The 11531-nt window shown below is 59.0% G+C and carries 8 protein-coding genes and 1 pseudogene; 7 read left to right on the forward strand and 2 right to left on the reverse strand.

The window, feature by feature from the left end; all coding sequences use genetic code 11:
* Positions 1-220: 220 nt before the first annotated feature.
* On the forward strand, positions 221-724 hold the full coding sequence (locus E4U03_RS11615; RefSeq protein WP_135013890.1) for a hypothetical protein: 504 nt from the start codon (positions 221-223) through the stop codon (positions 722-724).
* Positions 725-1918: 1194 nt separating this feature from the next.
* On the opposite strand, the gene E4U03_RS11625 is transcribed toward E4U03_RS11615, so the two are convergent.
* Positions 1919-2611, reverse strand: a complete 693-nt coding sequence (locus E4U03_RS11625) for a TetR/AcrR family transcriptional regulator (protein WP_135013891.1) — start codon at positions 2609-2611, stop codon at positions 1919-1921.
* 162 nt (positions 2612-2773) lie between these two features.
* On the opposite strand from E4U03_RS11625, the pseudogene E4U03_RS11630 reads away from it, so the two are divergent.
* From E4U03_RS11630 to E4U03_RS11655, 6 genes and pseudogenes are all read left to right on the forward strand, one after another.
* Positions 2774-4203 (forward strand): annotated as a pseudogene (locus E4U03_RS11630) (flavin monoamine oxidase family protein).
* 13 nt (positions 4204-4216) lie between these two features.
* A complete protein-coding gene (locus E4U03_RS11635; protein ID WP_228066249.1) occupies positions 4217-5110 on the forward strand; it encodes a universal stress protein in 894 nt (297 codons plus the stop codon).
* Between the two features lie 221 nt (positions 5111-5331).
* On the forward strand, positions 5332-6879 hold the full coding sequence (locus E4U03_RS11640; protein WP_135013892.1) for an APC family permease: 1548 nt from the start codon (positions 5332-5334) through the stop codon (positions 6877-6879).
* Between the two features lie 143 nt (positions 6880-7022).
* A complete protein-coding gene (locus E4U03_RS11645) occupies positions 7023-8510 on the forward strand; it encodes an NAD-dependent succinate-semialdehyde dehydrogenase (RefSeq protein ID WP_135013893.1) in 1488 nt (495 codons plus the stop codon).
* 108 nt (positions 8511-8618) lie between these two features.
* On the forward strand, positions 8619-9965 hold the full coding sequence (gene gabT / locus E4U03_RS11650; RefSeq protein WP_135013894.1) for a 4-aminobutyrate--2-oxoglutarate transaminase: 1347 nt from the start codon (positions 8619-8621) through the stop codon (positions 9963-9965).
* An 11-nt stretch (positions 9966-9976) separates the two neighbouring features.
* Positions 9977-11353: an NAD-dependent succinate-semialdehyde dehydrogenase gene (locus tag E4U03_RS11655; protein WP_135013895.1), complete on the forward strand. Its 1377-nt coding sequence runs from the start codon at positions 9977-9979 to the stop codon at positions 11351-11353.
* A 62-nt stretch (positions 11354-11415) separates the two neighbouring features.
* Here E4U03_RS11655 and E4U03_RS11660 read toward each other — a convergent pair.
* Positions 11416-11531, reverse strand: a 116-nt coding sequence (locus tag E4U03_RS11660; RefSeq protein ID WP_135011154.1) for an IS3 family transposase, incomplete at its 5' end; no start/stop codon positions are given.

Below are 11531 nucleotides of genomic sequence, written 5' to 3' on the forward strand. Positions count from 1 at the left end.
GAGCTCGGAGTGCGAATCAAAACTCATGGTCTCTATTTTTGCATGTTTTGAAGGGATATAGAGGGACTTGTCTTGACTCGTGCTACGTATATCTGAATGCGCCTGAACAACGAGTGTTTTTGTATTGAGATAATTTAAATTTCTTGCTGCTGGAAGTGCTAGTATCTGCTAAACTAAGGGTTAGATAAAGCCCTATCGGTGTTTTGATATAGCAGGTAAGATGTCTCTCGCTCCGCGTCGTATTATCCTAAAAGGAGTTGCTTGGGCAGCTCCTGTCGTTGTCGCTACTTCAGTAGTCCCTGTCTATGCTGCTTCTTCTCTGGTGTGCCCCACCGCCTACATGCCTGTTAATCCATCTGTAGACCAAGAAGTGTCGACGGATTCAGCAGATGGATACTATGTTGTACTCTTTCCCTACTCGTTCACTTCAGCGAGTCAGTATAACACGCTTACTTTTGTTACGAGCGACACGGTAGAAGTCTTCGAGTCATACGACACTCAAAACTACACCATTGGTTCTGATGGGCGTACCGTTACTGTGATCAATGATTCATCTCTTAGTGAGTTATCTTTTGACATATACGTAAAAGTTCCTGTAGCAAAGATTAACAAGGAAAACTCCTCTGGTGAATACAGAACTTCCGTACTGTTTACCATTGATGGTCAGTGCTCAACTAGCGATGATTTTTCAGATTTCTCTAATTCAGAGATCATCCGCAACTGACAAAGGCTATTTATAGGCGGTAAAGCTGCAAATTTACCTAAGCAATTCAAGATAATCATGGCTTGGTTTGTTCTGGAGTCATCGCAGGAAGTCACGATACGCCTCCCCAGTCGTTCGCTAAGAGATTAATTTTGTCGAAACGAAAAATGATTATTATGGTATAATATGACCTTCTTGTTATTTGGAATAAATATTCATGCTACCCGTCTGTAAATCCAGTATTTCTAGAGATTTACCATGCTTTCTGCAAGAAGTGCGCGTGTAACTTTGGAGGGGAGGGTGGTATTTGTGTTGAATATCACCTTTTTTCAGGGGTATGCCTGATTTTCGTCTTGCTGTGATTCCTGGTATTAGTTTTCTTATTGTTCAATTTCAATGAGAAGGGTTACCTGGTATGTCTAGTATTCCCCGCCGAACTCTTGTGCGTGGTGCTGCTTGGGCCACACCTGTTGTTGTTGCTACATCAAACCTTCCGGCTATGGCTGCCTCATCGTCTGAAAATCAGTTGGGAGTCGGGTCTGTGCATGCCTACCAGCAGATTTTTTCGCGTCGGCCTACGGGCTGTAATGTCACTACCAACCCCAAAGAGGGTTTCATTAATACCCTTTGCTGTGGTGCCTCGGTAACCCCAAGCAGTTCAAACTGCCTCCAGGATACCAACTCTTCTGTAGGTTGGTGGGTTGAAGCTGACCCTGGCTATTCAGGTAGCGTTATTATTGATACCTTTACCGTCACCTATACCTTTACCCTTCCTGTTACTTTCAATGATGCTCCTACTGCAAACGGCGGTGCATCTACTGTCGGTACGACGAAATGGACGAATGCCACTTACCTAGAGCCGGGGTGGTCTATTGTTTCTAGCACTTCTACCTCCATCACTCTGGAATATAAGGGCAACGGCATTCCTGTGGATATGTCTGATGCTGCGGGGGGGGGGGGGCAGTGGATTTTGTACCGGCTACTTCCTGAATTTCCGGGAAAATACTTGTACCCGCGTAGGTCGGAACACGCTTACAACTACCCGAAGTGTGTCTTACACCGATGCGACCGGCCTTAAGACTGCAACCTGGACTGTTGGGCCCATTGACGTTTAGGGCGTAAGGCAAGTTGGTAGGTTTGTACCGGTTGTAGTTCAAAAATGGCTAAAAAATTAATTTAAAGTGGATTCTGCCCGGTACAAACAATCTTGCAATCTTAACCAGCGACTAGGGTTGCACTCAGCCCCGTCAACAGGGCTGAGAGGCCTATGTTGAAGGCTTCGCCCTGAGGGGTATCCCCTAGTGCTTTGTAAGCCTCTGCCATGGTAGGGTGCTCGGCCGCATGGTCACCTGGGTCAAAGATATCTACCGGTGCATGCACGTCTGTTGCCGTCCCCAGGAGGAAGGCCTCGATAGCCTCTACGGTGAGCAGAGCCTGCCTGGGGCTCATGCCGAAGGCAGTAAAGGCAGAAGTTACCTGCTCATACATGGCCAGGGTGGCAGGTGCCCTGCGTGCTGGCGTCACTGCCAGCGTCATCACGACCGCGGGTGCCACTGAAAAGGCCTGCCGATACGATTTAGCCCACCGCTCGGTTGCCTCCAGCCACAGTGCCCGTGCCCTCAGGGAGCTGACGGTCCCGCCGCGGACCTGGGCGGCGGCGTCCTGCAAAGCCTGCGTGTCGATGCTCTGTGCCACCTGGTCCGAAATGGCGGCCAGTACCTCATCGCGCGAGGTCACATGGTTATAGAGGGAAGACGGCGCAACCCCCAGCGCCCGTGCCAGCTTTGCCATGGTGAAATCACCCTCTGTAGCCATGAGCTTCTGGGCGGTTTCGGTGATTTTATCCGAGGTAAGTAAGGACGCGCTGGGGCGGCCGGCATTGCGCGGTGAGGTAGGAGTAGAGGTCATGGATATAACGGTAGCACTGCGCCAATGGGGAGGGCGTGGTGGGTGGTGAAGCTATCTGGCTATATATTTTCGTAAGGTACTTCACAGGTCTTGGGGTTCAAGCTACACTAAAACGAACGGTATTCGTTTAGTGTAGCTAGCGCTGCAGAAAGGCTGAGCACCATGGCTCCCCAGAAAATTACCCGCGATGTCGTCATTATCGGCGCAGACCCCTCGGGTCCTACTGCCGCCTACCGTCTGCAGCAGGCCGGGCACTCGGTTGCCGTCCTTGAAGCCCGCCACCGCGTCGGTGGTCGCACCTGGAACGGCGATCTTGACAGTGCCTTTATCGAAATTGGTGGCCAGTGGGTTTCTCCAGATCAGACTGCTCTCAAAGCCCTGCTCGACGAGCTCAACCTTAAAACCTTCTCCCGCTATCGCGAGGGTGACTCTATCTACAAAACCCTCGATGGTCAGGTCAAGCGCTACTCTGGCGGTATCTTCCCCGTCGATGAGGCTACCAAGTCCGAGATGCTGCGCCTCATCGACATGATGGACGAAATCGTCGCCGAGGTTGGCGCTGAAACCCCTGGGTTCACCCTCGCGCCAAGGAGCTCGACTCCGTAAGCTTCCGTGAGTGGCTCAAGACCAAGACCGATAACGAAGAGGCCCTCAATAACATCTCCCTCTTTATCGCCGGCGCCATGCTGACCAAGCCTTCTCACGCTTTCTCAGCCCTGCAGGCTATTCTGATGGCTGCCTCTGCAGGTTCCTTCTCTAACCTGGTTGATGAAAACTTCATCCTCGACAAGCGCGTGCTCGGCGGCATGCAGAAGGTCTCCCTCACCCTGGCCGAAAAGATCGGTCACGAGAACATCATCCTGGGCCACCCCGTGCGCGTGCTTCGCTGGCAGGAAGAGGGGGACTACCCCGTCCTGGCCGAAGCTGAAGACTTCACCGAGGACGGCGTCGCCAACCCCGACGGGGCCGTGAAGGTCCGCGCCAAGTACGCCATCATGGCCGTCCCGCCCAACCTTTACTCCCGCGTCTCCTATGTGCCTGCCTTGGACCGCCGCCAGCACCAGATGCACCAGCACCAGTCGCTGGGCCTGGTTATCAAGGTGCACGCCGTCTACGACCGCCCCTTCTGGCGCGAGAAGGGCCTGTCTGGCACCTCCTTCGCCTGCGACAACCTGGTGCAGGAAATCTACGACAACACCAACTACGACCCTGCCACTGGCCAGGAAGAAGAACGCGGCACCCTGGTTGGCTTTGTCTCTGACGAAAAGGCTGACCGAATGTTCACCCTCTCAGTTGAGGAACGCAAGCGCACCATCCTTGAATCCATGGCAGAGATGCTGGGTGAAGAGACCCTGAACCCCATCCGCTACTACGAATCCGACTGGGGGGCTGAAGAGTGGACTCGCGGCGCCTACGCCGCCAGCTTCGACCTGGGCGGCCTCTCCCGCTACGGCGCCTACCAGTCAGACCCTGTTGGCCCCATCCACTGGTCCTGCTCCGACCTGGTAGCTGAAGGCTACCAGCATGTTGACGGCGCGGTTCGCATGGGCGAAAAAACCGCCGCTATGATTAGCGAAAAACTCAAGGGATAAAACATGCGTTACGTTGTCGGCTATTCCCCCCTCGTCTCGGGGGCGGGATGCGCTCAATCTTGCGGTTGCTCTCGCTTCATCGCTGGGGGCTGAGCTCGATGTGGTTTATGTGCTCAAGCAGCAAAACCCGCGCCTAGCTGCCCCGCGTTCTAACTTCGGAGCCATGCTTCAGGAGCAGGCTGTGGGGTGGCTTGAGGAGGCTCAGCAGTGGGTGCCCACCAGCCTCAAGGCTCGTTTTCATTTGCGACAGGCGGAGTCTACCGCAGCTGGGTTGATGGAGTTTGCTGGAGCTATTGGGGCCGGTGCCATCATTGTGGGTGGCGCTAAGACCGGTGGCTGGCTCTTCCATTCCATCGGCTCGGTAGGTAACGCCCTGCTGCACCGGGCTTCAGTGCCTGTGATTCTTGCGCCCCACAACTACGATGCGGCTACCCATATCGCTCAAATTGACTGTGCGATTTCCCCCGATATCGACTCGATTGGCCTGGTGGAAGAAGCTGTGGCTACCTGCAACCGCACCGGCCTTGCGGTGCGCCTGGTGTCCCTCATCGAGGACGCCGCCGCTGATGGAGCTGCGGCCCGCGAAGCTGAGGAAGGTGTACGGGACCTGCTGGAGCAGTCCTCCCTGGCGCCCGAGCGTCCGGATCTTATCACAGTTGCTGTTGGGCACGGAGCCAGCGTGCCTGAGGCTGTGGAGTCAGTGGACTGGTCTGCCGGGTCTGTGCTCATGGCTGGGTCGTCTAAGCTGGCTCAGCGTGGCGAGCTTTTCTTGAGCTCCAACACCGCAAAAATTCTGACCCGTCTGCCTATTCCGCTGGTGGTTGTTCCGCGCGATTATTCGCCAGGACGCCGCGGCTCGGCTCAGGAGCCCTGGACCGGCTCTATTCCGGTGGTCGGCCGCGATTAGGTTCCCCGGATGTGTGCCCCATCGTTTGGTATGCCTCGTGAGAGTGCTTATCGAGCGGTGGGGCGCATACGTTGTGGGAAGGGTGGGGGTACCGCTGTGTAAAAACTTCGTTACGCACTTCACAAGAACCCCTTAAGGTTGTAATCTAGCTAACTAAACGAATGCTGTTCGTTTTCTTGTTTGGTGCAACCTCTGAAGGTGATAGTGAAAAGGAGTCAGCGATGACCCAGCCCCCAGCTACCCCGGGCGCCCACCCCCATGGCTCTGTCAATGTCAGCGCCGCCAACAAAAAAGGCCTCTCATCGGGCAACGTCACCCTCTTCTCATCCATCATCATCGGTATCTCCGTTGTAGCTCCCGCCTACTCCCTCTCGGGAGCCCTTGGCCCCGTCGCCGCCGAAGCCGGCATCTACATGCCCGCCATGTTCCTTATCGGCTTTATCCCCATGCTCCTGGTCGCCATCGGCTACCGCGAACTCAACGCCGCCATGCCCGATGCGGGAACCACCTTCACCTGGACCACCAAAGCCTTTGGCCCCTACGTCGGCTGGATAGGCGGCTGGGCCCTGCTGGTCGCCACAATCCTGGTGCTCTCCAACCTAGCCGGTATAGCCGTCGACTTCTTCTACCTATTCCTCTCCCAGGCTCTGGGTAACCCCGATATCGCAGACCTTGCTGCTAACAACCTGGTCAATATCGCGACCTTCCTCGCCTTCATGGCCTTCGGTTGCTACATCACCTACCGCGGCCTGGACGCCACCCAGAAACTCCAGACCGTCCTCATCATCTTCCAGCTGATCGTCCTGGCTCTCTTCTCCGCCGTAGCTCTCTACAAGGCCGCCACCGGCACCGGCTTTGCCAACCTCAGTTTCAGCTTCGAATGGTTCAACCCTTTCGACATCGACTCCTTCTCAACCCTGGCAGCCTCCATGTCCCTGGTCTTCTTCCTCTACTGGGGCTGGGACGCCGTGCTCACCATGAACGAAGAAACCGAAGGCAAGCACACCACCAGCGGCACTGCAGCAGTCGGTACCATCCTGACCATCGTCGTCCTCTACCTCTTCCTCTCCGTCGGCACCCTCTCCTTCGCCGGCACCAGCGAGGACGGGGGCAATCCCGACAACCAGGAAAATATTTTCGCCGCCCTCTCCGGCCCCGTCCTCGGCTCCCTGGGCATCCTCATGTCAATCGCCGTCATGGTTGCAGCGCTCGCCTCCCTGCAGTCCACCGCCGTCTCCCCAGCCCGAACCCTGCTGGCCATGGGCTACTACCGGGCCCTGGGGCCCAAGTTTGCCCGCCTCTCTCCCAAGTACCAGGCACCCTCCTACGCCACCATCGCCTCCTGCCTGATTGCCAGCGTCTTCTACGTAGCCATGCGTTTTATCTCCACCTCGGTGCTCTGGGATACCATCGCAGCTCTCAGCCTCATGGTCTGCCTCTACTACGGGGTGACCGCCTTCGCCTGCGTCTGGTACTTCCGCAAGACCTCCCTCAAGGGCGGGGCCCGTAACCTCTTCAACCAGTTCATTCTGCCCCTCATCGGCGGCATTATCCTGGTGGTTTTCTTCGCCCAGACCTTCGTTGACTCCATGGGCCCAGCCTACGGCTCCGGATCAGAAATCGGCGGTATCGGCCTGGTCTTTATCCTCTCCCTGGTGCTCTTGGCTCTGGGTTTCGCGGTTATGTTTTACCAGCGTTTCAAGCGCCCCGACTTCTTCGCAGGCAGGGTTCCCATGGATGTTGAGCACATGCTTGACCTGCCCGAATAACCGCCCTGTCGGGCGCGGACGTCCGCCCCTAGGGGTGTGAGACAGGCTACCTGCCCGGCGGGTAGGGGGCGTAAGATAAGCAGAAGGATGGGCCTGATGGTGTGCCCATCACACAGATAGTTCACGAAAGGTGCACACCGGCTATGACCGTAGATGTGAAAGAACTCCTAGCAAAGGTACCTACCGGCCTGCTCATCGGCGGCCAGTGGCGAGACGCCTCAAACGGCGAAACCTTCGACGTAGAAAACCCCGCCACCGGTGAAGTCATCGCAACCCTGGCCTCCGCCACCGAAGAAGACGCCCTCACCGCCCTCGATGCAGCCTGCCGGGCAGAGAAAGAAGCCGGTGAGCACAGCTGGGCCGCCACACCCCCGCGTGAACGTGCAGAGATCCTGCGCCGCGCCTTCGAACTCGTCACCGAACGGGCCGAAGAGTTCGCTACCCTCATGACCTTAGAGATGGGCAAGCCCTACGCCGAAGCCCTCGGCGAGGTCAAGTACGGCGCTGAGTTCCTGCGCTGGTTCGCCGAAGAAACCCCCCGCCACTACGGCCGCTCCCTCGACATGCCCGAGGGCACCCTGCGCATGATTACCCGCCGCAAGCCCGTCGGCCCCTGCCTGCTGATTACCCCCTGGAACTTCCCCCTGGCCATGGGCACCCGCAAGGTTGCCCCCGCCATCGCCGCAGGCTGCACCATGGTGCTCAAGCCCGCCCGCCTCACCCCTCTGACCAGCCAGTACTTCGCCCAGACCATGCTTGATGCTGGCCTGCCTGCCGGCGTCCTCAACGTCGTCTCATCCAAGTCGGCAGCCGCTATCTCCGAGCCCATCATGAGCGACTCCCGCCTGCGCAAGGTCTCCTTCACCGGTTCCACCCCCGTCGGCAAGGATCTGCTCAAAAAGGCAGCCGACAACGTGCTGCGCACCTCCATGGAACTCGGCGGCAACGCCCCCTTCCTCGTCTTCGAAGACGCCGACCTCGACCAGGCCGTCGCCGGCGCCATGGCCGCCAAAATGCGCAACATCGGCGAAGCCTGCACCGCCGCCAACCGCTTCATCGTGCACGAATCCCTAGCCGAAGAATTCTCCCGGAAGTTCGCCGAAAAAATGGGCGAACTCAAGGTCGGCAACGGTCTGGACGAAGGCGTCACCTGCGGCCCCCTGGTTGAAAAGAAAGCCCAGGACTCCATGGTTGCCCTCGTCGAGGACGCCGTCGCCAAGGGCGCCCGCGTACTCACCGGCGGCGAAAAGGGCGAGGGCGCAGGTTACTTCTTCAAACCCACCGTGCTCGTTGATGTGCCCCTCGACGCCCGCGTCGCCCGCGAAGAAATCTTCGGCCCCATCGCCCCCGTCTTCACCTTCAAGGATGAATACGAGGCCTACGAACTGGCCAACGACACCGAATACGGCCTGGCCTCCTACGTCTACACCGAATCCATCGACCGTCTCTACCGCGCCAGCGACCACCTAGAGTTCGGCATCATGGGCTTCAACGCCGGTGTAGTATCCAACGCGGCTGCCCCCTTCGGTGGCGTCAAGCAGTCCGGCATGGGCTGTGAAGGCGCAGCCGAAGGCATCGACGAGTACTCATCCATCCAGTACATCGGCATCCGCGACCCCTACGCCAACTAAAGCCCCAAGCCCCGCGGATGCCCGCCCCGGCCCCCAGCGCCAACACGGGCGTCCGCACTCCAACTTTTTGTAGTTACAAAAAATCCATCACTAAAGGAACCCTCAACCATGGCCGACATCGCCTACCGCCTACCCCAGCAGATCAGCCTCAAGGGCACCGTCCCCGGCCCCAAATCAGCCGAACTCGCAGCCCGCCGCGCCGCCAACGTCCCCGCCGGCGTAGCCTCCACCCTGCCTGTCTACGCAGCGGACGCCGACGGCGGCGTCATCGTCGACGTCGACGGCAACTCCTTCGCCGACCTCGGCTCCGGCATCGCCGTCACCTCCGTCGGTGCCTCCGCCCCCAAAGTCGTAGACGCCGTACGCGAAGCAGCCACCCACTTCACCCACACCTGCTTCATGGTCACCCCCTACGAAGGCTACGTAGCCGTCGCCGAAAAACTCAACCAGCTCACCCCCGGCGACTTCGACAAGCGCACCGTACTCTTCAACTCCGGCGCCGAAGCCGTCGAAAACGCCGTCAAAATCGCCCGTGCAGCCACCGGCCGCAACGCCGTCGTCGTCTTCGACCACGCCTACCACGGCCGCACCAACCTCACCATGGCCCTCACCGCCAAGGCCGCCCCCTACAAGAAGGGCTTCGGCCCCTTCGCCCCCGAGGTCTACCGCGCCCCCATGAGCTACCCCTACCGCGACGGTGACCTGGGTGGCAAGGAAGCAGCCGCCCGCGTCATCGACATGATCGAAAAGCAGATCGGCTCCGAATACGTCGCCGCAATCCTCATCGAACCCATCCAGGGCGAAGGCGGCTTCATCGTCCCCGCCGAAGGCTTCCTGCCCGAGCTGGTCACCTGGGCCCGCGAAAAAGGCATCGTCTTCATCGCGGACGAAGTCCAGGCAGGCTTCTGCCGCACCGGCAGCTGGTTCGCCTCCGACCACGAAGGCATCGAACCCGACCTCATCACCACCGCCAAGGGCATCGCCGGCGGCATGCCCCTCTCAGCCGTCACCGGCCGCGCCGAACTCTTCGACAAGGTCCAGCCCGGCGGCCTCGGCGGCACCTACGGCGGCAACCCCGTTGCCTGCGCCGCAGCCCTTGCCACCATCGAAACCATGGAAGAGTGGGACCTCAACGCCCGCGCCGCCCGCATCGAAGAAATCGCCCGCGAAAAGCTCGGCCCCCTCGTCGACGAACTCGACATCATCGGCGAAACCCGCGGCCGCGGCGCCATGTTCGCCGTCGAATTCGTAGCAGACTCCGACTCCAAGGAACCTCACGCCACCGCCGCCAAAGACATCGCAGCAGCCTGCGCCGAACGCGGCGTCCTCATCCTCACCTGCGGCACCTACGGCAACGTCGTGCGCCTGCTACCCCCGCTGACCATCAGCGAAGAACTCCTGGGCCAGGCCCTGGACATCTTCGTGGAAGAAATCCGCAAGGTCGCAGGACAGTAAGGAACATACCCATGAGTTACCGACTTGAAGACCCCACCACTGGCGAGGTGCTCGAAACCTTCGGCACCCTCACCGACGAGCAGGCTGTCGAGGCCGTAGAGCGCGCCCACGCCGCCTACCTTTCCTGGCGCACCACCAGTGTCGAAGAGCGCGCCACTATCGTCAACCGCATCGCCGAACTCTTCGAAGAGCGCAAGCAGGAGCTGGCCGAAATCATCTCCCAGGAAATGGGTAAACCCATCTCAGAGGGCATCGAAGAGGCTGAATTCTCCTCCGCTATCTTCGCCTACTACGCAGGAATCGCCGCCGACCACCTCAAAGACGAGCCGATTCCCTCAGAGACCGAAAATTCCGAGGCCTACATCCAGCGCAAGCCCCTGGGTGCCCTGCTGGGTATCATGCCCTGGAACTTCCCCTACTACCAGGTCGCCCGCTTCGCCGCCCCCAACCTCATGCTGGGCAACACCATCGTGCTCAAGCATGCCGAAATCTGCCCCAAGTCAGCGCTCGTAATCGCTGAGATCATGAAGGACGCCGGGCTGCCCGAAGGCGCCTACGAGGCAGTTTTCGCTAGCCACGACCAGATTGAGACCATGATTGGTCACCGCCACATCCAAGGTGTCTCCCTGACCGGCTCCGAACGAGCTGGCGCTATCGTTGCCGGTATTGCCGGGCGTAACCTCAAGAAGGCCGTGCTCGAACTGGGTGGCTCCGACCCCTACATCGTGCTCGACACCGACAATGTCGCTGAAGCCGCCGCCACCGCCTGGGGCTTCCGCATGTACAACACCGGCCAGGCCTGCAACTCCAACAAGCGCATAATCGTCATGGCCGACATTTACGACGAATTTGTCGCCGAACTCGTCAAGCTGGCCGAGGCCATGAAGCCGGGTAAGCCCGCCGAATCGGACGAGACCACCTACATGGCCCTCTCCTCCCGCTCGGCTGCCGAAGGTCTCAAAAAGCAGCTCAACGAGGCCGTTGCCGCCGGTGCCACCCTGCGCGTCGGTGGCCAGCTACTGGATGAGAAGAGCGCCTACCTCTCCCCGGCCGTCCTCACCGATGTGCCCGTCGGCTCCGAGGTCTACTACCAGGAGCTCTTCGGCCCCGTCGCCACCGTCTACCGGGTAGAGAGCGACGAAGAAGCCATCGAGCTGGCTAACAACACCCAGTACGGCCTGGGCGGTGCCGTCTTCTCCCAGGACGAGGCCCGCGCCCGCCGCCTGGCCCAGCAGATTGACGCCGGCATGGTCAACGTCAACACCCCCGCTGGTGAAGGCGCCGAAATTCCCTTCGGCGGCGTGAAGAACTCCGGCTACGGCCGCGAACTCGGCCCCTACGGCATGGACGAATTCGTCAACAAGCGCCTCTACTTCCTACAGAAGTAATTAAAAAATAAGCCCTGTCCCACCAAAGTGAACTAGCCCCCGAAAGTTGGACTGGTTTAATCCTAGACCGTCAGGGCTGCCAAAGCCTGGCTCCGATACCCCATCGGAGCCAGGCCCTTTAATCGCTCCTGAAGCCTACCGTTGTTATACCAATAGATATAGTCATCAACCGCCTGAC

Origin of the sequence: Rothia nasimurium, assembly GCF_004569295.1 — a bacterium.
In the GTDB taxonomy this organism is placed as follows: Bacteria; Actinomycetota; Actinomycetes; order Actinomycetales; family Micrococcaceae; genus Rothia; species Rothia nasimurium_B.

What these genes read in the sequence shown, in the direction of transcription:
- E4U03_RS11640 (WP_135013892.1), top strand. Translation starts at nt 5,332, where the DNA reads ATGACCCAGCCCCCAGCTACCCCGGGCGCCCACCCCCATGGCTCTGTC.
- E4U03_RS11625 (WP_135013891.1), bottom strand. Translation starts at nt 2,611, where the DNA reads ATGACCTCTACTCCTACCTCACCGCGCAATGCCGGCCGCCCCAGCGCG.
- E4U03_RS11615 (WP_135013890.1), top strand. Translation starts at nt 221, where the DNA reads ATGTCTCTCGCTCCGCGTCGTATTATCCTAAAAGGAGTTGCTTGGGCA.
- E4U03_RS11645 (WP_135013893.1), top strand. Translation starts at nt 7,023, where the DNA reads ATGACCGTAGATGTGAAAGAACTCCTAGCAAAGGTACCTACCGGCCTG.
- E4U03_RS11655 (WP_135013895.1), top strand. Translation starts at nt 9,977, where the DNA reads ATGAGTTACCGACTTGAAGACCCCACCACTGGCGAGGTGCTCGAAACC.
- gabT (WP_135013894.1), top strand. Translation starts at nt 8,619, where the DNA reads ATGGCCGACATCGCCTACCGCCTACCCCAGCAGATCAGCCTCAAGGGC.